General features: G+C 58.7%; 18 protein-coding genes and 1 tRNA gene. 12 read left to right on the top strand and 7 right to left on the bottom strand.

The annotated features are described in order from the left end of the window. Positions 1 to 86 precede the first annotated feature (86 nt). From ACFC5L_RS14035 to rodA, 5 genes are all read left to right on the top strand, one after another. On the top strand, positions 87 to 1,127 hold the full coding sequence (locus ACFC5L_RS14035; protein WP_375203747.1) for a rod shape-determining protein: 1,041 nt from the start codon (positions 87 to 89) through the stop codon (positions 1,125 to 1,127). Positions 1,128 to 1,189: 62 nt separating this feature from the next. After that, positions 1,190 to 2,122 (top strand): rod shape-determining protein MreC, encoded by a 933-nt coding sequence (gene mreC, locus ACFC5L_RS14030; RefSeq protein ID WP_375203748.1) that lies wholly within the window; start codon positions 1,190 to 1,192, stop codon positions 2,120 to 2,122. A 5-nt stretch (positions 2,123 to 2,127) separates the two neighbouring features. After that, positions 2,128 to 2,640: a hypothetical protein gene (locus ACFC5L_RS14025; RefSeq protein WP_375203749.1), complete on the top strand. Its 513-nt coding sequence runs from the start codon at positions 2,128 to 2,130 to the stop codon at positions 2,638 to 2,640. A 3-nt stretch (positions 2,641 to 2,643) separates the two neighbouring features. Beyond that, positions 2,644 to 4,587 carry a penicillin-binding protein 2 gene (gene mrdA, locus ACFC5L_RS14020; RefSeq protein ID WP_375203750.1) on the top strand — a complete coding sequence of 648 codons (1,944 nt, stop codon included), beginning with the start codon at positions 2,644 to 2,646 and terminating at the stop codon, positions 4,585 to 4,587. Positions 4,588 to 4,589: 2 nt separating this feature from the next. Then, positions 4,590 to 5,738 (top strand): rod shape-determining protein RodA, encoded by a 1,149-nt coding sequence (gene rodA, locus ACFC5L_RS14015; protein WP_375203751.1) that lies wholly within the window; start codon positions 4,590 to 4,592, stop codon positions 5,736 to 5,738. Positions 5,739 to 5,740: 2 nt separating this feature from the next. On the opposite strand, the gene ACFC5L_RS14010 is transcribed toward rodA, so the two are convergent. After that, the gene (locus ACFC5L_RS14010) at positions 5,741 to 6,094 is read right to left on the bottom strand and encodes an Hpt domain-containing protein (protein WP_375203752.1); all 354 of its coding nucleotides are present in this window, start codon (positions 6,092 to 6,094) and stop codon (positions 5,741 to 5,743) included. Between the two features lie 199 nt (positions 6,095 to 6,293). Here ACFC5L_RS14010 and ACFC5L_RS14005 point away from each other — a divergent pair, with 199 nt between their 5' ends. After that, a complete protein-coding gene (locus ACFC5L_RS14005) occupies positions 6,294 to 7,841 on the top strand; it encodes a sodium-dependent transporter (RefSeq protein WP_375203753.1) in 1,548 nt (515 codons plus the stop codon). Between the two features lie 369 nt (positions 7,842 to 8,210). Here ACFC5L_RS14005 and ACFC5L_RS14000 read toward each other — a convergent pair whose 3' ends face one another. Next, a complete protein-coding gene (locus tag ACFC5L_RS14000; RefSeq protein WP_375203754.1) occupies positions 8,211 to 10,445 on the bottom strand; it encodes a TonB-dependent receptor family protein in 2,235 nt (744 codons plus the stop codon). A 210-nt stretch (positions 10,446 to 10,655) separates the two neighbouring features. On the opposite strand from ACFC5L_RS14000, the gene ACFC5L_RS13995 reads away from it, so the two are divergent. The 5 genes from ACFC5L_RS13995 (at position 10,656) to ACFC5L_RS13975 (ending at position 14,258) form a co-directional block, all read left to right on the top strand. Then, entirely contained in the window at positions 10,656 to 10,955 is a 300-nt protein-coding gene (locus ACFC5L_RS13995) for a 4a-hydroxytetrahydrobiopterin dehydratase (protein WP_375203778.1), read from the top strand. Positions 10,956 to 11,054: 99 nt separating this feature from the next. Next, the gene (locus tag ACFC5L_RS13990; protein ID WP_375203755.1) at positions 11,055 to 11,753 is read left to right on the top strand and encodes a response regulator transcription factor; all 699 of its coding nucleotides are present in this window, start codon (positions 11,055 to 11,057) and stop codon (positions 11,751 to 11,753) included. Between the two features lie 45 nt (positions 11,754 to 11,798). After that, positions 11,799 to 13,478, top strand: a complete 1,680-nt coding sequence (locus ACFC5L_RS13985) for an ATP-binding protein (protein WP_375203756.1) — start codon at positions 11,799 to 11,801, stop codon at positions 13,476 to 13,478. A gap of 78 nt (positions 13,479 to 13,556) precedes the next feature. Beyond that, positions 13,557 to 13,967, top strand: a complete 411-nt coding sequence (locus ACFC5L_RS13980; protein ID WP_375203757.1) for a PTS sugar transporter subunit IIA — start codon at positions 13,557 to 13,559, stop codon at positions 13,965 to 13,967. Beyond that, a complete protein-coding gene (locus ACFC5L_RS13975) occupies positions 13,968 to 14,258 on the top strand; it encodes an HPr family phosphocarrier protein (RefSeq protein ID WP_375203758.1) in 291 nt (96 codons plus the stop codon). It abuts the gene before it with no gap. Here the strand turns inward: ACFC5L_RS13975 and ACFC5L_RS13970 are convergent. The 5 genes from ACFC5L_RS13970 to ACFC5L_RS13950 all read right to left on the bottom strand — a co-directional run bounded on the left by ACFC5L_RS13970 (position 14,255) and on the right by ACFC5L_RS13950 (position 22,308). After that, positions 14,255 to 15,376, bottom strand: coding sequence for an efflux RND transporter periplasmic adaptor subunit (locus ACFC5L_RS13970; RefSeq protein ID WP_375203759.1), 1,122 nt, complete (start codon positions 15,374 to 15,376; stop codon positions 14,255 to 14,257). The two genes, ACFC5L_RS13975 and ACFC5L_RS13970, sit on opposite strands and share 4 nt — an antisense overlap. Before the next feature lie 16 nt (positions 15,377 to 15,392). After that, complete coding sequence (locus ACFC5L_RS13965; protein ID WP_375203760.1) at positions 15,393 to 18,485, bottom strand: efflux RND transporter permease subunit; 3,093 nt, start codon at positions 18,483 to 18,485, stop codon at positions 15,393 to 15,395. A 221-nt stretch (positions 18,486 to 18,706) separates the two neighbouring features. After that, a complete protein-coding gene (locus ACFC5L_RS13960) occupies positions 18,707 to 20,995 on the bottom strand; it encodes a peptidoglycan DD-metalloendopeptidase family protein (RefSeq protein WP_375203761.1) in 2,289 nt (762 codons plus the stop codon). After that, a complete protein-coding gene (locus tag ACFC5L_RS13955) occupies positions 20,992 to 21,387 on the bottom strand; it encodes a BlaI/MecI/CopY family transcriptional regulator (RefSeq protein ID WP_375203762.1) in 396 nt (131 codons plus the stop codon). The genes ACFC5L_RS13960 and ACFC5L_RS13955 overlap by 4 nt, the downstream gene beginning before the upstream one ends. A gap of 171 nt (positions 21,388 to 21,558) precedes the next feature. Further along, positions 21,559 to 22,308, bottom strand: coding sequence for an alpha/beta hydrolase (locus tag ACFC5L_RS13950; protein ID WP_375203763.1), 750 nt, complete (start codon positions 22,306 to 22,308; stop codon positions 21,559 to 21,561). 301 nt (positions 22,309 to 22,609) lie between these two features. Here ACFC5L_RS13950 and ACFC5L_RS13945 point away from each other — a divergent pair. Beyond that, positions 22,610 to 22,686: transfer RNA gene (locus ACFC5L_RS13945), tRNA-Asp, on the top strand. The last annotated feature ends 189 nt before the right edge of the window (positions 22,687 to 22,875 follow it).

Below are 22,875 nucleotides of genomic sequence, written 5' to 3'. Positions count from 1 at the left end.
CGTTTCCGGCGTTTGTTGACGATTTAGGAACGCATTAAGGATAAGACCGTCCGTGAATTTCAGTACCCACGAATAGGACCAGCCCAATGCTTTCCACTTTGTTCGGCATGCTTTCCGCGGACATGGCCATAGACCTCGGTACGGCCAACACCCTCGTTTATGTCAAAGGCCGGGGGATCGTGCTGAACGAGCCTTCCGTCGTCGCCATCGAGACCCGACAGGGGCGAAAGATTGTTCGCGCCGTCGGCAACGAAGCAAAAGAAATGCTGGGCCGCACCCCGGGCGAGATCGAGGCGATCCGCCCCATGCGCGACGGCGTCATCGCCGACTTCGAAGTCGCCGAGGCGATGATCAAACATTTTATCCGCAAGGTGCATAACCGCCGTTCGTTTGCATCCCCGCGCATTGTCGTCTGTGTTCCGTCGGGCGCTACGGCGGTTGAACGCCGCGCCATTCAGGAATCAGCGCTCTCCGCCGGGGCACGCAAAGTCGAACTTATCGAAGAGCCCATGGCCGCCGCGATTGGCGCCGGGCTTCCCGTCACTGAACCGACGGGCTCCATGGTCGTCGATATTGGCGGCGGCACCACCGAGGTTGCGGTTCTGTCGCTTGGCGGCATCGTCTACTCACGCTCGGTGCGCGTTGGCGGCGACAAAATGGACGACGCGGTCGTCGGTTACATCCGCCGTATGTATAACCTCCTGATTGGCGAAGCGTCGGCGGAGCGGATCAAGAAAGAGGTTGGCTCGGCCATGATCCCGACCGAAGGGTCGGGCGTGACCATTCAGATCAAGGGCCGTGATTTGATGCATGGCGTTCCGAAGGAAGTTCGCATTGGCGAGGCGCAGGTCGCCGAAGCCCTTGCAGAGCCTGTGAGCGCCATCATTGAAGCAGTGAAAGTCGCCCTCGAGGCGACGCCGCCGGAACTCGCCGCCGATATTGTCGACACCGGAATTATGTTGACTGGGGGCGGGGCGCTCCTCAAGAATCTCGATCAGGTGCTGCGCGATGAAACCGGTCTTCCGGTTTCCGTAGCTGACGACCCGCTCTCTTGCGTGGCGCTCGGCACCGGCGCGGCGCTTGAAAACACGAAAGCAATGCGCGGCGTTCTCTCTTCCGCAATCTAGGGCGCGTCCCCTGATTTTAGCGAGCGGGAACGGCGCGACCAAACGGAATACGTTCGCTAGGCATGGAATTTCTCGGGCAGGACCGTAGGGAAGGGCTGGGACGGAAAGCGCATTCCCGCTTCGTCCTCGTATTGCTCATTCTCGTTTCGGTGCTTTTGCTGTTGTCGAGCCTCTACTCGGCGCAGGCGTCGGTTTTTAAAAAAGCGCGTGAAGGCGTCATGGATGTGGCGTCGCCCGTCCTGACGCTTTTTTCCGGCCCGATCTCTTATGTGAATGGCGTCGTCGGCTCGGTCGGCGATTATTTCAACGTCATGGAGCAGAATAAGGCGCTACGCGAAGAAAACGCCGAGCTGCGCCAGTGGATGAATGAAGCGCTCGAGCTGCGGGAAACCATCGCGACTTTTGAAGCGCTGCAAGGTTACGCTGCGCCGCCGCAAGCCCAGCCCATCAGCGCCTTTGTTATCGGCGAATCCAATGACGCCTTTGCGCGTTCCATGATCGTCAACGCCGGGCGCGCCAATAATGTTGAGGTGGGTCAGGCGGTGGTTGACGAAAACGGCCTGGTCGGCCGCATCGTTGAAGCTGGCGGGGGCGCCTCGCGCGTTCTTCTTCTGACCGACATTCAAAGCCGCATTCCCGTTTATATAGAAGATGCAGATGTTGAGGGCATTCTTGTCGGCAACACCCGTGCGCAGCCCGTCATCAGTTTTACGGCGAGCGCCGACGATATTGAACCGGAACCAGGACAGCGGGTGCTGACGTCAGGCGCCGGCGGCGCCTTGCCGCGCGGGCTGCCCGTCGGCGTCGTCACCGGGGAAAACCGCGGCGACATTGCGGTCGACCTTTACGCCAATTACGCCCGCACGCGCATGGTGCGGGTCATCAATTACGCTTTCCCGGTCGTGGACCCCGTCACTTCGGAAGATGAGGCTGCGGCCGGAGACCCCGAAGACGGGGAAACGGACGCCGCGTCTGAAACGCCGGCGGAGGGTTAAGCCTGATGGGCTATCGCGCGGAAAATCTTTTCCGGCTTTTCAAAGCGGCGGCGCCAACCCTTCTTGGCGTGCTCGGGGTTCTTATTCTCGCTGCGCCTGTGCGGCTTTTCGAGGGTGTTGCGCCGACCCCCATCATCCCGCTCGTGATTGTCTTTTTCTGGTCGGTCTATGGACCTGATTACCTGCCGCCCCTGAGCGTCTTTCTGGTCGGGCTTTTACAGGATCTGTTAACCGGCGGGCCTTTGGGGCTGTGGCCGGCGGTTTACCTTATTACGCAATTTATTGTGATGTCGCAGCGCGCCTATTTTCTGGGCCGCGAACAAAAGGTCGTCTGGATCGGTTTCGCCTTTGCAGCGCTCGGCGCAGGGCTTATCTTGTGGCTTGTGATGAGTCTCATGTCCGGCGAGTTATTGCCTCTACGTTTTCTCATGCTGCAGTTGGCGGCGACGGCGGCGATTTATCCGTTGTTCGGCGTTGCCTTTGGCGAGCTGCACCGCCGCGTTCTGGTGGAGGTCTAGGTCATGGCTGGCGTAAACGCTCATGATCCGGAACGTCAGGAAACGGTCTCGCGCCGCACCGTCCTCTTCGGCGGCGGCGTTAGCCTGCTCTTTGGCGGGATTGCGGCGCGGCTTTATCAGCTCCAGATTTCGGACCATCAGAAATATCTCGACCTTGCGCAGGAGAACCAGTTCAACCGGCGGGTGCTGACGCCTTTGCGCGGTGAGATTGTCGATCGCTTTGGCGGACCGCTTGCGTCAAACCGCAAGAATTTCCGCGTACTTCTGGTGCCCGAGCAGGCCAGAGACGTCGATGCGATCCTCGACAAGATCGACAAGATCACTCCGGTTAGCGAGGACAAGCGCGCGCGGATTATGCGTGAAATTCGTCGTCGCGGCGCCTTCACGCCGGTGCAGATCGCTGACAATTTGCCGTGGGAAGATTTTTCCAAACTCAATTTTGAGTTGCCGCATCTGTCAGGTGTCCTGCCTGATGTGGGGGAGACGCGTGATTACCCCTACGGCGCGGATGCGGCTTTCGTGATCGGCTATGTGGGCGCAGTCACCGAGCGCGATCTCGCCTCTCAGGAAAACGATGAAGAACGGCTCTTGCTGCGTCAGCCGGGCTTCAAGGTTGGCCGAGAGGGCCTTGAGCGCACCTATGAAGACGAGCTGCGCGGCGAGGCCGGCGCCATGAACGTCAAGATCAACGCTCATGGGCGCGTCATTGAGGAAATGACCGATAGCGCCGTACCGCCGGTGCAGGGACGCACGCTGACGCTGACTATTGATTCAGAGTTGCAGGCGCACACCATGAAGGTGCTGGCCGAGCCGACGCCGGGCGTCGGTCAGGATGTTCAGAGCGCGGCGGCCGTGGTGATGGATGTTGTCACCGGCGATATTCTCGTGCTCGCGTCGACGCCGGCGTTTAACCCCAATGACTTCAATGTAGGCATCGATCCGGATCTCTGGAAAGACCTCAATGCGAGCCCCTACAAGCCTCTGCTGAACAAGCCTTTGTCGGGTGTTTACCCGCCAGGCTCGACCTTCAAGGTTATCTCCGCCATCGCCGCGCAGCGCGCCGGCGTGAAGCCAAGCCACAGCGTCCATTGTCCTGGCCGGATTTGGTATGGCAATCGCTATTTCCACTGTTGGAAACGCGGCGGTCACGGCCGCATGAATATGAAGGACTCACTCAAACATTCTTGTGACGTCTTTTATTACGACATCGCCAAAACATTGGAGATCGACCTGCTTGCGGACACGGCGCGCAAGTTCGGATTGGGTCAGACCTACGAACTCGGCATTCCCGGCCAGCAGCGCGGCGTCGTGCCTGACCGCGACTGGAAGCGCGAATATTTTGCTGGCAACCCGGCGCAGCAGCCATGGTTCCAGGGTGAGACGCTGTCCTGCATCATCGGTCAGGGTTATGTCACCTCGACGCCCTTGCAGCTTGCGGTGATGTCCGCGCGCGTCGCCACCGGGAAGGCGGTGCGCCCACGCCTTGTACGCGCTGTCGGCGATCTCATTCTACCCGCGCCGGAAGCGCCGCTGATCGATGTGGATCAGGATTATCTCGCCGTTGTCCGCGCCGGCATGAACGCCGTCACCAATGAGTATGGCACGGCGGCGCGCTCGCGCCTTGACGATCCCGACTGGCAAATGGCGGGGAAAACTGGCACGAGCCAGGTTTATGCGATTACAGCGGAAGACCGCGCCCGCGGTCTCGCCAAGCCGGAAGACTTGCCCTGGGCGCGCCGCGACCATGCGCTATTTGTCAGTTACATGCCTTTTGAAAACCCGCGCTATGCCTGTTCTGTCGTCGTTGAGCACGGCATTGGCGGCGCGCGGGCGGCGGGCCCGAAAGCGCGCGATATTATGAAAGCGGTGGCGGAAAAAGATCCCGCGTCGCGCACTCCTCTTGATCCGCGCAGCCTTGCGCGCGCATCCGGCGTAAGGGAGGGATAGGCGTGTCATCAATTATTCTTCCCGGCCGTCGCAGAGGCGCACGGGACAAGCTTTCAAGACTGCACTGGCCGCTCATCATTCTTTTGAGCATGATCGCGGGCGCCGGCGTCATCACGCTTTATTCTGTCGCCGAAGGAAACTGGCAGCCTTGGGCGATAAAGCATGGCCTGCGCTATCTTGCGGCGCTCGGCATTCTTGCGGGCGTCGCCATGGTGCCGATCCGCTACTGGATGGCGCTTGCTTACCCCACCTATTTTGCGGCGCTCTTCGCGCTGGCGCTGGTGCCGTTCATCGGTGAAGTGAATATGGGCGCAAGGCGGTGGATCGAGTTTGGCGGGCTTCAGTTTCAGCCCTCCGAAGCGATGAAGATCGGTCTGGTTCTTGGTTTGGCGCGTTACTATCACAGCTTGCGCGCCGAACAGGTCTCGCACATTCTCTATCTTATTCCGCCAGCGCTGATGGTTGGCGCGCCCGTCGGGTTAATCTTCATCCAGCCCGATCTCGGCACGGCGCTTCTTCTGGCGGCGACCGGCGCCATCATGATTTTCGTCGCCGGCCTTTCGTGGCGGATTGGATTTCTTGGCATGCTTGCGGGCGTGGCGGGCGGTTACGCTGCATATCGGTTTGATTTTCTGAAAGAGTACCAACTCAAGCGGATCACTACCTTCCTCGATCCTGAGCGCGACCCCCTCGGTCAGGGCTATCACTTGCTGCAGTCGAAAACCGGCATCGGGTCAGGCGGGTTGACGGGCAAGGGGTTCATGGAAGGAACGCAGGCGCAGTTGAAATTTCTGCCGGAAATGCAGACCGACTTCATTTTTACGGTCTTCGGCGAGGAATTCGGTTTCGTCGGCGCCATCGGTTTGTTGCTGGTTTATCTCGCGGTCATTTTCGTGGGGCTTTCCATCGCCATGCAGTCGAAACTTCATTTCGCGCGCATGATGTCGGTGGGCGTTGTCGCCACCTTTACGCTCTATGTGCTGATCAATACCGGGATGGTGATGGGGCTTGCGCCAGTGGTCGGCGTGCCGCTGCCGCTCGTGTCGTATGGCGGCACCGTGATGCTGACCATCATGGCCGGCTTCGGCCTCGTGATGAGCGCCCATGTCCATCGCGATCAGGACATGTATCGCTCTGGCGATTCACTCTAAATCTAGTACTGCGCGAGATGCGCTTCGAAATGTACGCAGAAGAGGTCGAAATGGGACTGGGCGTCGTTCAGTTTGGCGGCGGCGCTGGCGGCGTCGCCGGCGCGGCAGGCTTTTTCGATCGCAGATGCCGTCTCCGCCAGCATCTGCGCGCCTACATTGGCGGCCGACCCTTTGACCGCGTGTGCGGTGCGGTAGGCGTCCTCAAGGGCGCCGCCTTCAACGCCATCTGAGAGCAGTTTTAAAAGATCGGTAGTAGAGCGTTGAAAAGCTTCGAGAATTGCACGCGTACCGTCAACGCCAGCCGCCGAAATCAGGCTGTCGATCTGGTCCATCTCAATGGATGAGCTATGCTTCACCTGCGTTTCCGTCAACGTCCCTGTTCCCCGTAACCGTCGTCCGGCGCTTATCCTGCGCCTTGTCCAAGCTTCCGATGGGCGTCCCGACCAACCTTTTACGGGTGGGCGATTGAGCAATATTTGCTAACAAACGTAAAAATTTGTCTAAAATAGCGGAATACGCCACCTTGGCGTTCACAATTTTCAAGGGGAAACACCTATGCAAGGCACTGCGGGCGAAGGCGCCCATTGGTCCTCCCGGGCCGCCTTTATCATGGCCGCGATCGGCTCATCGGTCGGTCTCGGCAATCTCTGGCGCTTTCCATATGTGGCGGGGGAAAACGGGGGCGGGGCCTTCGTTTTGTTCTATGTCATCTGTGTGGCGCTGATCGGGGTGCCTGTCCTGGTCGCAGAGCTGTTTATCGGCCGCCGCGGCGGCATGTCGGCGGTGGGCAGCGTCGTAAAGATCGCCAAGGCGGAGGGGCGCTCGCCGCTCTGGGGTATGCAGTCCTGGATCGGGATGCTCGGCGCCTTCATCATCTTAACCTTTTATTCAGTCATCGCCGGCTGGGTCCTTGCTTATGTGACCATGATTGGCGGCAACCTGTTTGCGTCGATCGGCGCGAACGGGATCGCGGGGCTGGCTGCGCCAGCCTTTGACGGTCTCACCGACGAAGAGGTGAGAGCCAAGCTGGGCGAACTCCTCAACGACCCAACCCGCATGATCTTCTATCACGGCCTGTTCATGCTGATTACGGTTCTCATCGTCATGCGGGGCGTTAAGGGCGGCATCGAGGCGGCGGTGACCTATCTGATGCCTGCTTTCTTTGTTCTGCTAATCGTATTGTTCTTTTATGCGCTCGCCACGGGTGACCGGGGGCAGGGGCTGGATTTTCTTCTTGGCGTTCGTCTTGGCGACACCACGCTGGACGACGGCACCATTCGTCGCGGGCTCATGCACGGCATTCAGGATGGCTCGGTGATTTCAGCCGCCCTGGGACAGGCGTTCTTCTCCATCGGTCTCGGTTCTGCACTGATGGCGACCTATGGCGCTTACATGCGCGAAGATCAGGACCTGCCGCGTTCGGCGCGTCTTGTCGCCATTGCGGATACGGGTGTCGGGATTGTGGCCGGTCTTGCGATCTTCCCGATAGTTTTCGCCATGGGGCTCGCCGCCGGATCCGGTCCGACATTGATGTTCCAGACGCTGCCGCTGGCCTTCCACGGCATGCCGGTGGGCGGCGTCTTCGGTCTCGCCTTTTTCCTTCTGGCGTTTTTTGCGGCCATCACCTCGTCTATCGCGCTTCTGGAGACATCGACAAAATGGGTCGACGAACAAACGAAAAGCGATCAGCGCATTCTTTCCGCCGGGGGGATTGGCCTTGTCGCATTCCTGATTGGCGTCGCCAACGCCTTAAGCCAGGTGCCAGCCGCAGGACCCAATGGAGAGGACCAGTCAAGTTTCTGGAACACCTGGCATCCATTCGGCGATATCGTTCTCTTTAGAAATATGGAGCTTTTGAGCTTCCTCTCGGCGACAACCGATATCATCCTGCCTGTGGCGGGCTTTATTACGGCGGTCTTTGCTGGCTGGATTGTATCGACGTCGACGGCGCGTGAGGCGATCGGATTCAAATCGGAAGTCTGGTTCAAGCGCTGGCGGTTCTTGATCCGCTGGGTGTGCCCGATCGGCATTTTTGTCGTAATCTTCTACTCAGTATTATGGCTTCCCTATATCGCGCCGATGATTGGCGTAGGGGCTTCGTAAGCCGTCACGCAAAAGAACTGTTATCGGCCCGGTCTCAGCGCCGGGCCGATTTCATTCGCATACGTTGTAATTTGCTTTTTTTTGGCGTCGCGGGCGCACGTTAACACTTATCACAAACACTACTGCGTTTACCTTTCCCCCCTTGTCATGGGGCGCGGCGCAAGTCATGCTCTCTTCAGGTTTCAATCAACGAGAGGAGGTGATCCGATGTCCAGTGATTTCTTAAAGCCAATGAGGTCTTTGTGGAAAGAACGCGTCTCGGAGCAGCCTTCGAACGCCGTTTGACCGCCGGATTTGACGAGATCTTGAGGCCTTTTGGCTGAGGAAATCGCGGGGCCGCCCTCTGGGCGGCCCTTTCCTTTTTTCCCCTCAAAGCGCCAGATCGACTCCGACCCAGAAGGTGCGCGGCAGGCCCGGGCGCAGCCCGGCTGGCTGGTGCGCGGCGATATAGTCTTCATCGAATAGATTTTCGATCTTGCCGCGCAATTTCACGCCGTCGAGGATGCCAATATAAGCCGATAGGTCGAACACGGTATGGGCGTCGAGCCTTTCCGCCTCGGCGACCGGGCCTTGCCCGGCGGTCGTTCTGCGTTCCGACTGATAAAGCATGGCGATTTCGCCGCCCCAACTTTCTCCTTCCACGCCAGCCGTCAGGAACAGCTGATGAGCGGCGAGATAAGGCAGTTCATCTCCGACGCTCACGTCGCCCCAGGGCTCATAGCCGGAAGAAAACGCCGTTTGAAACTCGCCATGGGTGTAGGTGTAAACGGCTGACAACGGAATGGCGAAAGGCGCGCCGGTCCAGGCGCCTGCATCCGCCGCAGCGACAAGCTCCAGCCCGTAGACATTCACATCGCCGCCGTCGAACTGATCGCCAATAGAGCAGCCGCCGCCAGTGGACGCGGTGCAAGTGCCAAGCAGGTTTTCATAGTCATTGAAGAATCCGATGGCTTCCAGGCTGACGGCGCCGTCAGCCCAGCGCATGCCAGCCTCCCAGTTTGTAGATTTCTCTTCGCTGGAGTTTGAATTGCCGGGCGAAGGCGGCGCAAAACCGCGATAGACCCCGCCCAGAACAGATAGCTGGTCTGTGACGTCGTAAACGACGCCAAAGGCCGGCGTAACAGCAGTCAGGGAGTTTTCCCGGGTCGACAGGCTGGAGCCAGTGCGGCCGGGGTCCGCCTTGCCGTAGTCGAGACGTTCCAGATCAATATCTTCGAGACGCACGCCAATCGTTGCATGCAGGCGTCCCCAGTCAATATTGTCTTGAACGAATACAGCAAGCGCCTCGCCGGTTTCAATCCGGTTGGAATCGGAGCCGGGGGCGCCGACGCTCGTACGGAGGAGAGAGCCATTGTCAGCGCGGAAGAATTCAAAGTTCTGATACCGGTCGACCTCATCTTCATGCCAGCGCAAACTCACTTCAAAAGTGTGATCGACCGGGCCGGTCGCGGTCTTGAAAGTCAGAATGCCTTGGATGCCTTGGGCATAATAATCGCGGGCGTTGTGGCGAATTTCCAAAGCGTCATCCGGGCCCACGAAACCCGGCGCCGCAAGAATGTTCTCAAACTCTGCGGCGTAGAGCATTGGATCAGCAAGGATAGACGATGTTGAAACGCCTAGAACCCGTTCCAGCTTGAACCAGTCGCGCGCGAACTCTGTGCGATAGGCGATGACATCCAAAGACAAGTCTGGCGTAAATTCAGCGTAATAGCTGAGTTGGAACAGCTCATGATCGCCATTGAACTGATCTTCCTGCGAGCCATTGTAACGCCGACGAGAATTGGATGAAAAGTCAGCGCGCGTCAGACCGAGATAGGTCTCGTTTGAAGTTTCGTCAGAGCGTTGATATTTGAACTCGAGGCTTTGCGGCACGCTGGCGCCGTCCTGCGTGAACAAACCTGCTTTCACAACATAATCTGAAATATCAAACCCTGTGTCGCCGCCGGCGTCGAGACGTTTGAAACCGTCAGTTTCATGCTGATAGGTTTCAATCAGGAGACCGGCGTCAATTGCACCGATGCTGTCGCGGCCGCCGGCCCAGGCGTGAAGACGCTTGCCATCGTCCGAGCCGAACAGGATCTGCGCCTCCGCGGCAAACTCATCCGGGATCGGGGTCGAATACAGATTGATCGCGCCGCCCGTGGTGCGCGGTCCGTATTTAACGACCCCCGTGCCTTTGGTGATTTCGACGGCGTGAAGCCGGCCGGCATAAGGGAAGTAATAGGCGGCGGGCGCAGCGTATGGCGCCGGGGCAATGGGAACCCCGTCCTCCATAACGGTGATGCGCGCTGAGCGGTCGGATCCCGATCCGCGCAGGCCGATATTGGGCCGCAATCCGTATCCGTCTTCTTCCTGAATGTTGACGCCGGGGGAGCGGCGCATGGTGCGCAGGATGTCTGTATAGGCCTGTTTGGCGATGTCGTCGGCGTCAAGAAAAGTGATTGCCCCCGGCACTTCATCAAGTCCGCCAGCAGCCCCGAAGACGGTGATCTCATCGATGGCTGCAACCTGAACCAGAGGGGCTTCCTGTGCGATGGCGGTGGCGGTGCTGGCGACGATCACACTAAGGGCGACGGCGCTTTTGAGGCGTGTTGTCTTCGGCATGGCGATGGGAACTCTCAAGGAAGGGGATATTGCGTATGATTATCATTGTCGCTAGCCTTCTTGCGAATGATTGTCAATTGCGGCAGAGCAACAGCCGGGGCTTACCGCAAACACAAGAGCCTGGCGGCTCATGGCGACAGATCGATACATGACAAAATGCGCGGCTGGCCCTACATCCGGCAGGTCTGCATTGAAGTGACGGAGGTCCTGATGGTCGAAAAACTAAGTCCCGAAGAACGGAGCGCTTTTTTGAAAGACCATCCGGGTTGGGGCGAGGTCGAGGGCCGGGATGCGGTCAAGAAAAGCTTCGCCTTTGACGATTTCAACGAGGCCTGGGGATTTATGAGCCGGGTGGCGCTCGCCGCGGAGAAAGCGGACCACCATCCGGAATGGTTCAATGTCTATAATCGGGTCGAAATTACGCTTACGACCCATGATGCAGGCGGGCTGTCTGCGCGCGATGTGAGCCTCGCGGCTTTTATTGATGCGGTTTCCGGCGAAGATGACTGAGAAAGTGGTCTGGGTCACAAAAACGCCTTCCTCGCGCCTTCTATACGCCCGCGGCTCGATCTAGTAAGATTTTGAATTCACAAGGGGATTGAATCAAAGATGGCGACAATCGCGCTTGTCGATGACGACGAAAACATCCTGACCTCCGTTTCCATAGCCCTTGAGGCGGAGGGGCACGAGGTCAAGACCTTCGAGGACGGCGCTGCGGCGCTCGAATTTATCAATTCTACGCCGCCGGACATGGTGGTGTCGGACATCAAGATGCCGACCATGGACGGCATGGAGCTCTTGCGGCGGATCCGTCAGAACTCCAGCTTGCCGCTCATCTTCCTCACGTCCAAGGATGAGGAGATTGACGAGGTCCTGGGGCTCACCATGGGCGCCGACGACTATGTCAAAAAACCCTTCTCCCAGCGCCTGCTTCTTGAGCGTGTAAAGGCGGTCTTGCGCCGTGGTCAGGCCGGCGAAACGCCGACCGAGGAGGAAGAAAAGAAAATCATGCGCCGGGGGGAGCTGACACTCGACCCTATGCGTCATGCCTGCACCTGGAGGGGCCAGCCGGTCGTTCTGACGGTGACGGAGTTTCTTATTCTGGAATCGCTCGCGCAACGGCCCGGTTTTGTTAAGAGCCGCGATCAGTTGATGGACGCGGCCTACGATGATCAGGTCTATGTGGATGACCGCACGATCGACAGCCACATTAAACGTGTGCGCAAGAAATTCCGTCAGGTCGACAAGGAGTTTGACTCCATCGAAACGCTTTACGGCGTCGGCTATAAATACAAGGACGTCTCCTAAGGGATGGAGGAAGAGGGCGGAATCGCGCGGCGAAGGCGCGCGCCCATGGCGGTGTCGCGGCTGACGCTGACGATTGTTCTCGCCAATCTTATCGGCCTCGTCATTCTTCTGCTCGGCTCCTTTGCGCTGACCCAATATCGCGACGGCCTGATTCAGGCGAAACTGGAAGGCGTACGCGCCCAGGCGCAGATTATCGCCGACGTGCTCGCGCAGGTCGCAATCGATGAGACCACCTGTCAGCCGGTCGAAGCGTCCGACATCGCCCGTCAGGATACGGAAGCGGTTTGCGCGCTCTCATTAAGTCAGCGCGATGTGCGCGAAGTCTTTAACCGCGTATGGGACAGTTTTGAGGGCAGGGTGCGTATCTTTAATGCGCCTCAGACTTTCGCCACGCCTCCGGTAAGCGATGCAAAGCTTTTGCTTCTCGAAGACGTTGTTCTGCGCCAGGATGAAATTGTCGCACAAACCCTGCCGCCCATTGAGGAGCAGTCAACGCTCATCAAGACCATTGAGGAGGAGGGCCTGTGGCGGCGGATTTCGCGCTTCTTTTCACGAGGCTATCGAGCGGAGGCGGCGCGCACCTCTATTGAAGATGAGCTGAATGCGGCGCTTGCGTCTTCGCCTTTTGCGGCGGAGCGGGGCGCGGCGTCAGTGCGGCTCGATGAAGAGGGCGAACTTGTCGCTTCCGTCTCCGTGCCGATCCGCCGTGTGCAGGCGATCTACGGCGTTGTGACGGCGGAAAGCGGCGGCATCGATGCGCTGGTTGAAGATGCGCGCCTTTCAATCCTGCCGTTCTTCGGTTGGGCGTTTGCAGCGGCGATTTTGTCTTCCCTTTTGCTCACGACCATGATCGCCCAGCCCATCCGCCAGCTTGCAATAGCATCGGATAAAGTGCGCGAAGGGATCGCCGCCGCGGGACGGGCGCGCATTCCAGACTTTACCAACCGAAAAGATGAAATCGGCGAATTGTCCGGGTCGCTCAAATCCATGACCCAGGCGATCTATGCGCGGATCGACGCCATTGAAAGTTTCGCCGCGGACGTCTCGCATGAACTCAAAAACCCGCTCACATCCATTCGCAGCGCTGCGGAAACGCTACAAATCGCAAAAACGCCAGAACAACAGGCGAAACTTTTAGCTGTCATCCAGAAAGATGTGGCGAGGATGGACAGGCTCATTACGGACATCTCGAACGCTTCACGTCTTGACGCTGAACTTGCGCGTGAAAGCCGCGAGGCGATCGACCTCAGTAAACTTATGAAGGATATTGTGTCCATGTATGGGGACACGCAAAAGGAAGGCGACTCGAAAATCGTCTTTCATGAACCTTTGGCTGACGTCTATATATTAGGCAATCCCGGCGCGCTGGGGCAGGTGATCCGCAACTTGATCGACAACGCCCGGTCTTTTAGCCCACCCGGCGGCGAAGTGCGGATCACGCTTGACGCGCCGACGGCGCGCAACGGGCTCGCGCGCATCACCGTTGAGGATGAAGGGCCCGGCATTCCGCCGGACAATCTGGAATCGATTTTTAAAAGGTTTTACACCAAGCGCCCGGCGGGCTCGGCTTTCGGTAATAATTCCGGTCTTGGCCTTGCGATTTCGCGACAAATTGTCAATTCCCATGGCGGGCGGATCTATGCGGAAAACCGCCTTGAAGACCCCAATTTTGCTGAGAGCGCCCGCAAAGGCGCGCGGTTTGTCGTCGAGCTCCCAGGCCGTTAACTTTTATATTTTTTTTGTGGACATCTGCCATCAAACACGCACCATATCGGTTGCTTTGAAGGAGTGGATGCAAACCGCATGATTGGTCTCGTCGTTGTCACCCATGGGCGCCTCGCGGAGGAGTTTCTCTCTGCGGCGGAACATGTCGTTGGCCCGCAGGAACAGGTGAAAGCCGTTTCCATCGGTCCCGATGACGATATGGAAAAGCGCCGCCAGGATATTCTGGACGCAGCGAAAGCGGTGGATAGCGGCGAAGGCGTCATCATTCTTACCGACATGTTTGGCGGCACACCATCGAACCTCGCCATCTCGGTGATGGAAAAGGCGAACGCCGAAGTCATCGCCGGCGTTAATTTGCCGATGCTGATCAAGCTCGCGTCAGCGCGGGCCGAAGATGATCTTCCCGATGCCGTTAAATCGGCGCAGGAGGCCGGGCGCAAATATATCAACGTCGCCTCCTGGGTGTTGTCAGGAGAGGCGGCGGATTAAGTGTCTGAAGGGGGAGCAGAGCCGGTCGTCGCCACTGTCGAAGTTTGTAATAAGCTCGGTCTTCACATTCGCCCGTCCCGTCACCTTTCGGCCATTGCCAAATCCTATGATGCGGAAGTGACAGTGCGGAACAATGACCGCGTCGCGCTCGCCGACTCGCAGCTCGATTTATTGATGTTGCTGGCCAGCAAAGGCGCCAAGCTTGAAATTTCCGCGACGGGCCCCCAGGCCGCCGAAGCGGTCGACTCCATTGTCAAACTTGTTCAGGACCGTTTCGGCGAGAAGGATTAAGCTGACGGTTCCGCCGGTATCGCCGACAGGCTTACCGACTGCCCGTCGCGCAGGCGTTCACCGCCACGGATCACGACATTATCGCCGGGCAAGACATCGCCGATCACTTCGATGAAGCCGCCATCCGCCGCGCCGAGTTCCACATTGACGCGTTTGGCGGTCTGGTCCTCGCCGATCACGAACACGCTGATCTGATCGGCGCGCAGCACAAGCGCGTCACGCGGCACTGCCGTCACTGTGCGCGGCCGGTCGGAAGGCAAGTTCACACGCACGGCGGAGCCGATATACCAGTCAGTTTCGGGGAGCTCGAGACGGATCTCCAGCATGCGCGAGCGGTCATCGCCGACAGGCACCACAGCGCGCACAGTGCCTTCGAGCTCATCGGGACCGTTCGCCACACGAATGATTTCACCTGGCGAAACATTGCGGGTGAGGCCGGCCGGCGCCCGCGCAGTCACTTCAAGGTGGCGCGTATCCACAAGGCGGATGAGCTCCGTTCCCGGATTGGCGTATTCGCCCACTTGCGTTTCCTGGGACACGATGCGGCCAGCGAAAGGGGCTTTCACTTCCGTGCGCTCAAGATTGATATTGGCGCGTTGCAAGGCGACTTCTGCTTGCCGCAGCGCCTGAATAGCTTCGTCGCGGTTCGACCGCATTTCATCCATGGACGCTTCGGATTCGCCAGCTTCTTCCAAGCCGACGAACCGCTGATAAAAGCTTTCAAGATAGTCGGCGCGAGCACGCAGGCGGCGCACCTGCGCCGCCGTATCGTCACGCGTGAATTTGGCGTCTGCCTGTTCAAGGCGGGCGATGACGTCTCCTTCTTCGACTTCAGCCCCAACCTCGGCGACCCATTCAACCTTGCCGGAAGTCGCTGCCGCGACGCGGCTGTCGCGCAAAGAGACAACGGCGCCCGGTGTTTCGGCGCGCGGCGCCAGGCTTTTCTGTTCGGCTTTGGCGACGGTGACCGGCGCAGGCGGCGGGCCCTGCTGGGCTTGTGCGCCCTCGGCGCCTTCAGCGGGCTGTGCGCTGACAAAACCGCCATAAAGATAAGCCGAGGCTGCTGCGGCGATGAGGGCGGCGCCAGCGCCGCCGGCGAAAAGAAATTTGCGGTTCATAAGACGACAGCTCCTTTTATTCCGCGGGTTGCATGGCCAAGCCATGGGCCTGCGATGTTTTTTCTTGTTTTACGCCGAGCTGAAGGAGCGCCGGCAGGAGGAAAAGCGTGAACAGGGCAGACACCGCCATGCCGCCGACAATGACGGTGGCGAGGCCGCGATAGATGAGGCTGCCGGCGCCGGGCGCCAGGACGAGCGGCAACATGCCCATCAGCGATGTTGACGTGGACATGAAGATCGGACGTATGCGCAAAGAGAGCGCTTCGCGTACGGCTTCGGAACGTGATTTTCCTTCGGCTTCAGAGGCGCGGGTCTGCGCCACCAGAAGGATTGCATTATTTACGACCAGGCCAAGCAGAATGATAAAACCGATCATACCAAGAAGATCGAGCGGCGTTGTCTTGACGAGATCGAGAAGACGCATGGCGAGAACGCCGCCGACGGCCGCCATCGGCAAGGTGATGATGACAAGTGCAGAGTCTTTTACAGACTTAAAGAGCGCAGCCATGATCAGGAAGAGAATAATAACGGCGAGCAGGAAGTTGGTGCCGAGGTTTGAAACGGCGCGGGCGAGCGCATCAGCGTCGCCGCCCCATTTGAGTGATGCGCCCTGCGGCAGGGCTTCGTAAAGGCGTCCTTGCGCATTTGCTTTCAGGGCGTCGACAGCCGGCCCGAGCGCCATGCCTTCCGGCGGGGTGATGCCGAGAGAAATTGTGCGGCGTGCATCGACACGACGGATTTGCTGCGGCCCCACATTACGGCTGATAGTAACAAGCTCTCCCAATGGTACGACAAGGCCTGTCGGCGTCGCTATCGGAGCGCTTTCGAGATATTCCGGTTCGGTCCATTGCTTCGCTTGGAGGATGACGTCGATCCGGCCGTCTTCATGGAAGAATTCACCGAGCCATTGTCCGTCGCCAAGCGCACGCACGGCGCGGGCGACAGAGTCGCGTGTCATGCCGACTTCAGCGATACGCCGGTCATTGGGAAGGAGGCGCAGTTCAGGTGTGACGATTTGCGGGTCGGGGTTCGGCCAGACCTGTGCGCCGGGAAGCGCATCCTGAATGATTTCAGTGGCGGTCGGAATAGCGGCGCCAAGAGCGTCGAAATCCGCGGCTTGTAATTCGAGATTGATTGCGCCGCCGCCGCCAAAATTGCCAAAAAGGTCGCCTTGACGGGCGAAGGCTCGTGTGTCGGGGAACCCTGCAAGGATTTCCTCATTGACGATCTTGACCATTTCGTCGATGCGCGACTGGTCGAGAATCCGTACACCGATATTGCCGCCCCAGTTGCCGGAATAAAGATAGTAGTTTCTAAGGGCCGGCTCTTTTTCACCGTCCATATAGGGCTGCAGGCGGTCAACGACGACTTCAGCCCATTCTGTCTTGATCATGTCCGCGCTGGCGCCTGACGGAAAACTGATGAAGGCGTCCACAGCGTCGCGTTTCACGGGCGGGAGGTAATTGAGTTGCGGCCAGAGAAGGAAGGCGACAGCGACAGGAAGGACCGTCATGGCGCCGATAATGCCTAGGCGTTTGTTGCGCGTTGATGTCACGCGAATGATGAAATCAGCAAGGCGGGCGGCCATCTGTGCGCCATGCTGTTTCTGGCTTGAGTTCGCCTTGATAAAATATCGCGCGCCGGTGGGGAGCAGGGTGACAGCGACGACAAGACTGAATGAGACAGCAATAGCGATTGTCAGTGCAAGATCGGCAAAAAGCTGCCCCTCGACATCTTCAAAGAACATTATCGGAATAAAGATAGCGACTGTGGTGACGGTCGAGGCGAAAAGGGCGCCAAAAACCTGGCCCACAGCGGCTTCCGCCGCCTCGAAAGGCGAGCGGCCTTCTTCGCGCATTCGCACGAAGTTTTCCAAGACTACAATCGCGGCGTCGAGCACCATACCTGTCGCGAAAGCGAGACCGGCAAGAGAGATAACGTTGATCGATCTGCCGAAGACATTGAGCATGATGATCGTCGCCATCAGGCAGATGGGGATTGCTGCGGCGATGATGAGGGTCGCCATGGTCCGGCGCAGGAAAAGCCAGAGTGCGGCAACGGCCAGAATGATGCCGATCAACAGGTTGCTGGTGAGCAGGGAGATGGCGCGCTTGATGAAGACGGACGGATCGAAGCTTTTGTGTATCGCATAGCCCATTTCGGCCAGGGGGCCGGCATTCAATTCGTCAAGCACCTCGGTCAATTCGTCAATCGCCTCAAGCGTATTGGCGCCAGGCTGACGCAAGACGCGCATCCCGATAGCCGGGTTGCCGTTCTGGTAAACGACGCCGACACTGCGGCGGTCGGCGCCGACCCTTACATTGGCGATGTCGCCGAGGCGAACCGGGGCGCCGTCCCGCCATGCGAGAATCGTTTCACTCAACTGCTCAGCGGTAAATCGTCCCTCAAAACGCATAGTGTAGTTGCGCCGCCCGACCTCAACTGAGCCGCCGGTGACGTCCGATGAGCGGTTCACGTTCTGTGCGATATCGTCGAGCGTGATGCCGAGCTGCGCCGCGAGAAAAGGATCAAACTCAATATTGAGAATCTGTTCACCGTCGTCGGAATTTACATCGACGGTGGCGACGCCGGGAATGGCCTCAAGTTCGGGCACGATCCGTTGTTGGGCAAACTCGCTGAGTTTGATGCTGGAATTTTCGTTTGTCGGCAATCGCTGCAAGAACAGGAAAATCAGGGTTTCACCGCTGTCGCCGCCGCCGCCAATGTTGATGCGCGGACGGTCGGCGTCGCTGGGCAGGCCGCGAACCTGTTGCATGCGCGCGTTCACTTCCGAAAAGGCCTTGTCCATGTCGGTGCCAAGAGCGAATTCAAGACCAATCCAGGCGCCGCCCTGATTGGACCAGGACTGCATGACCGTAATGCCCGGCAAGCCGCGCAGTTCGCGTTCGATGGGCTCGGTGATTTCGCTTTCCACTTCGCGCGGGGAAGCGGCGCGCCAGCCGGTCCAGATGCTGATTTGCGGGCGCTCAATTGCCGGGAACAGCTGTACCGGAAGCTGTGAAATCGAAAGCGCGCCCAAAAGCGTAATCAGTGCAAGCACGACCGCCGCCGCCGCCGGGTTTTTAAGGCAAATCCGCGTTAGCCCCATGTCGGTCGCTCCTGAAAAATTTGTTCCCTATCAAGCGGCGGACAAGCTCCGTCGCCCCGCGCATTTCCCGTTTCGTTGTCGGGCTGCATTCGCGCGTGTGTTTAGAGTGTCGCTTTTTTCAAACCGCCGCGCATTAGCTATTCGACAAGGCGCTGTTCTGTTGCGGCGAACTGATGAGTTTTGCAGCGCTCCAAGATAGAGAAGGCGCCGTTTCACGCATCTTATTCAGATTTGCTTAACTCTTTCCGGCGGCGCTCGACTTCCGCCAGCTGGAGTTCAAGGTTTTGTTTTGCGTTGCGCAACGCCTGTTCGCGTTGTTCCAGTAATTCGCGTTCGCTGACCATGTCGCCATATTCGGCGGCCCAGTCCTGCTCAGCTTCCGCAATGTCGCGTTCTGCCTCGCGGCGCATTCTTTTCATCTCGGCTTCATGGCGTTTGCGCTCGCGTTTCATTTCACGCTCGCGTTCTTTTTGTTCCTGTGCGCGTTCGCGGGCGGCCTGGCGCATCTCGCGCAGGGCCTCGTCACGCGCTTCGCGTTGTTCGGCGAGCCGTTCTTTCGCTTGTTCCATGGCTTCGGACGCGGCTTCCATGGCGTCCGCCTGCGCTTCGCGAAACGCTTCAAGCTCTTCTTCAGTAAAGTGTTCTTTACCGGCGAGTTCTTTCATATCGGGCGTCGCCATGGCGAATTTCGCAAGTCCTTCCAGCTCTACGCGGCTGTTCTCAAAAAGTTCGGCCCAGTCCTCCGCGCCATTAAAGCCATCAAGCTCAAGGTCGCCAAAGCTGACGGTCATGTCTTCGAGGTCATCAAAGGCGTCGAAATTATCAAACTGCTGGCGCAAACGGGCTTCGAGTTTTTGCAGCTTTTTTTCCAGCTTGTGTTCACGGTTGCTATCGCTGCTCTGCGATGATGAGGCCGATGCGGAGGATGAACTTGACGCTCTCGCCGCCGGCTCAACCGGCGCCAGGGGGGTGAGGGCGGTGGGGGCCGGCGCGATTTTGACTTTACGGGTCATGGTGGCGCGCGCCTTTTGCGAGGGTGCGCGAATGGGCGAAGGCGCCGCGACCGGCGCCGGATCAACGGTTTCTCCTTCGGAGATCACCTCGAAATGAAGATGCGGGCCGGTGGCGACCCCGGTTGATCCGACCGCGCCGATAATCTCTCCAGCGTCTACGCGGTCTCCTCTTTCAACCGCATAGCTATCGAGATGGGCGTAACGAGTGACGAGGCCGTGTCCATGATCAATGACGACGACATTGCCCCAGGATTTATGTCCCTGATAATTGTCTGTCGCGGCGATGACCTTGCCGGCGCCGGAGGCGCGAACGGGTTCGCCTTTTGCCGCTCGAAGGTCGATGCCTTCATGGGCCGCGCGGTCACCGCTCAGGAACTTGCTTTTTTCTCCATAAGCGAGCGTTACATCGCCATCGACGGGCCGGACCGTGAGCGCGTCTTCAATAGCAGGCGGGGCCACAGCGAGCGCAGCCTGTGCGCAAGCAAGGCACGCCGCAATAGCGGCGCCGGCGCCAAGGCCAATCTTTGTGGTGAGCGGAAGAGCGCCGCCTTCCGGCGCGCCCGATAGAATGGCGTCGAGACGCTGACGGCGCGAACGTTTGTCAAAAGGCGTGAAGGATGGAATGAGTTCACCTGCAAAGCCATAGCGGGCATCAGCGGCGAGGCGCAGTCCCTGCACAAAACAATGGGCGTATTGTTTGCGGTTGACGCCGCGGGCCAGCACCAGCGCATCGGCGCCTTGTTCGGCCGTCAGATTTGCGCGCGCGCAGATCTGGTGCATGAACGGGTTGAACCAGAACACGGCCTTGGCGATGGAGCAGAGCGCGAATAGCGCAACGTCGCCACGTTTGATATGCGCCATCTCATGAGCGCCCATGAGCGCCGCGTCTTCAATAGATACCCGGTCGAGCAGGTTCATCGGCATGACAATCACAGGGCGGAAAAATCCGTAGACGCATACGCTCGACACGATATGGGAGAAGACGTAACGCGGCCGTTGCTTGACTCCGATACGTGTCCGCCAGTCTTCCAGCGCGGCTTCGAGGCGCGGCTCATCCAGTTTGATTGCGAAATTGAGGCGGTATGCGAACCAGATGTGACGCACGGCGGCCAATGCAAAAAGCATGATGAAGCCGTAGAAATAAAGCACCGCCGTCATACGCAGGACATCCGCGAGAGAAACAGCAGTCGGGCCTTCATAAGCCGCGATCACGGGCGTTTCGTTCGCAACCATGGTTGGCCCCACGGCTTCGGCCATTGGCGGCAGGGGCGCCGGCGCCCTTAAAGAAAGACCGAATGCGGCGGCGATCGGCGCCAGCAGCACGGGCAAGGCTGCAATGATCAGTGCGGCCGGCCAGATTTTTCCAGAGAGTACGTTCGTGTGCAGCGGATTTTTATCATCGCCGGCAATGCTTGCCGCGACGAGAAAAACCAGAGGCGCCCAGATAAGTGATGCGAGCAGGCAGTAGAAGAAGGGTTCAATGAGAACAGCCATCATTCAGCCTCCGTCTTTTTCAGGACATCCTCGAGCTCGGCGAGTTCATCTTCGCTAAGAAGTTTTGAGTCAGCGAAAAAAGCCGTCGCCGGTGTCGTGTCCAGTTCAAGGACGCGTTTGGAAAAGTCAGCGATCATGCGCGACAGCATGGCGACTTTTCCGACTTGCGGCTCATAGATGTTGACGCCGTCGACCGGCGTTTTGGAGATCAGCTTTTTGTCCGCCATGCGCTCAAGCACGGTCCGCACCGTAGAGTAGGACCAGCCGAAATCGCTTTCGATTTCGCGATGGATCTCCCGGGCGTTCATTTCCTTTGATCGCCAGAGCAGTTTCAAAATGGCGAGTTCGGGTTTGGTGGGGTCGGTCCCCTTACTATCGGTCATTCTATCGGTCATTGGCGGCAGCCCTGATTTCGATGCGAAGTCAGGGGGCCGCATAAGAGCCCCCTGCGACATTTGTGGCCAGTCTAGCCGTTTGCGACAGTTGTCGCAAGAAATCATGCGGGTTTCCGGCAAGTTCTGCGGTGAAATGAGCGACTTTTGCGGCGAAGCGGTGGCGGATTTTCGCTAGAGCCGATCCAGAATCCGGGTCAGGCGCTCCAGATCCGGCGGGGTCGAAAGCCGGTGGTCGCCTTTGGGGGTGAGAAGGATCTCCACATCGTCACTTTCCAGAAGGGCGGCGAAGTCGAGCGCATGGGCGAACGGCACTGCGTCGTCTTTCATTCCTTGGAGTATCCGCACCGGACAATGGATCGCCACCGGGCCGTTCATGATGAGATGGTCGCGGCCGTCTTCAATTAGCTTGCGAGTGTAAAGGTCGGGTTCATCCGAATAGTCGGAGGGCAATTCCAGCTTGCCTTCGCGCATGATGGTTTCTTGTTGTTCGGTCGTGAAAGACGGCCACATCAGCTTTTCCGTGAAATCCGGCGCCGGTGCGATAAATACAATAGCGGCGGCCTTTTCCGGCCGTTTCAACGCGGTGAGCGCGGCGATCCAGCCGCCCATGGAAGAACCGACGAGTATTTGCGCGCCGGTGGTTTTGGCGTCGATCATGGCGAGGGCGTCCGCCGCCCAGTCGCCGATTGAACCGGCTTCGAAATGGCCCTCGGATTCTCCGTGACCGGAATAATCGAAACGCAGGAAATCGCGCCCCTGGGCCTGCGACCACTGGTCGAGATGCTCCGCCTTGGTTCCGAGCATGTCGGATCGGTAGCCGCCGAGCCAGACGATGCCGGGCCGGCCATCCTTTTCTCCGGTCCGCCGGCGGTAGGCGAGGCGGCCATGGGGCCCGTCCAGAAATTCCTTTTCGCCGGTCATCACAGCTATCCTTCCATACCCGTCTACGTGAACCTGATATGTAAGCCTGACGGCTTTTGCAGACGCCTTTGGGGAAAACCCCATTCGCCGCCAGGCGAGGTCCTTAGGCGGGTTGTTTTGATCTCACCGGATTCCGGGAAATTGTGCAAATTTTCGAGATGGTTACGTTAACGGTTCGCGCTTTTCACGCCAGTTTCCGCCGGAGCGCTTATTCGGTGTAAAATCTTGCCAGATTCCGGCTTGACGCCCGCCGCCCCCTATCTTAAACCGCGCGCTCGGACCGGCCGTGAGGCTAGTCTTTGCGGGTGTAGCTCAGTTGGTTAGAGCGCCGGCCTGTCACGCCGGAGGTCGCGGGTTCGAGTCCCGTCACTCGCGCCATTTTCTTCAAGGAAATGAACGCCTTATCAGTTTTTCGATTTTTCAGATCTCACGAATTATGGTTCGGGGTACCACCGGGGTACCAAACTTTGCGGCCATAAACTGGGGACAATTTTTCTGGTTTGTTCGCGTCGGAAGCTCATGAGGATGCGTTCACTTCGGCTATCCGCGGCAATGAATGATAACTGG

Source organism: Hyphococcus sp. (assembly GCF_041986965.1).
Classification (GTDB): Bacteria; Pseudomonadota; Alphaproteobacteria; order Caulobacterales; family Parvularculaceae; genus Hyphococcus.
The sequence above is the reverse complement of the archived record's forward strand: the minus strand, read 5'-3'. Positions and strand labels throughout refer to the sequence as shown.

Bases quoted from the DNA above. Each gene is read 5' to 3' on its own strand.
- ACFC5L_RS14000 (WP_375203754.1), bottom strand. From the start codon at position 10,445: ATGCCGAAGACAACACGCCTCAAAAGCGCCGTCGCCCTTAGTGTGATC.
- ACFC5L_RS13980 (WP_375203757.1), top strand. From the start codon at position 13,557: ATGATTGGTCTCGTCGTTGTCACCCATGGGCGCCTCGCGGAGGAGTTT.
- ACFC5L_RS13965 (WP_375203760.1), bottom strand. From the start codon at position 18,485: ATGGGGCTAACGCGGATTTGCCTTAAAAACCCGGCGGCGGCGGCGGTC.
- ACFC5L_RS13960 (WP_375203761.1), bottom strand. From the start codon at position 20,995: ATGATGGCTGTTCTCATTGAACCCTTCTTCTACTGCCTGCTCGCATCA.
- ACFC5L_RS14005 (WP_375203753.1), top strand. From the start codon at position 6,294: ATGCAAGGCACTGCGGGCGAAGGCGCCCATTGGTCCTCCCGGGCCGCC.
- ACFC5L_RS13985 (WP_375203756.1), top strand. From the start codon at position 11,799: ATGGCGGTGTCGCGGCTGACGCTGACGATTGTTCTCGCCAATCTTATC.
- ACFC5L_RS13990 (WP_375203755.1), top strand. From the start codon at position 11,055: ATGGCGACAATCGCGCTTGTCGATGACGACGAAAACATCCTGACCTCC.
- ACFC5L_RS13970 (WP_375203759.1), bottom strand. From the start codon at position 15,376: ATGAACCGCAAATTTCTTTTCGCCGGCGGCGCTGGCGCCGCCCTCATC.
- mrdA (WP_375203750.1), top strand. From the start codon at position 2,644: ATGGCTGGCGTAAACGCTCATGATCCGGAACGTCAGGAAACGGTCTCG.
- mreC (WP_375203748.1), top strand. From the start codon at position 1,190: ATGGAATTTCTCGGGCAGGACCGTAGGGAAGGGCTGGGACGGAAAGCG.
- ACFC5L_RS13995 (WP_375203778.1), top strand. From the start codon at position 10,656: ATGGTCGAAAAACTAAGTCCCGAAGAACGGAGCGCTTTTTTGAAAGAC.
- ACFC5L_RS14025 (WP_375203749.1), top strand. From the start codon at position 2,128: ATGGGCTATCGCGCGGAAAATCTTTTCCGGCTTTTCAAAGCGGCGGCG.
- ACFC5L_RS13955 (WP_375203762.1), bottom strand. From the start codon at position 21,387: ATGACCGATAGAATGACCGATAGTAAGGGGACCGACCCCACCAAACCC.
- ACFC5L_RS13950 (WP_375203763.1), bottom strand. From the start codon at position 22,308: ATGACCGGCGAAAAGGAATTTCTGGACGGGCCCCATGGCCGCCTCGCC.
- ACFC5L_RS14035 (WP_375203747.1), top strand. From the start codon at position 87: ATGCTTTCCACTTTGTTCGGCATGCTTTCCGCGGACATGGCCATAGAC.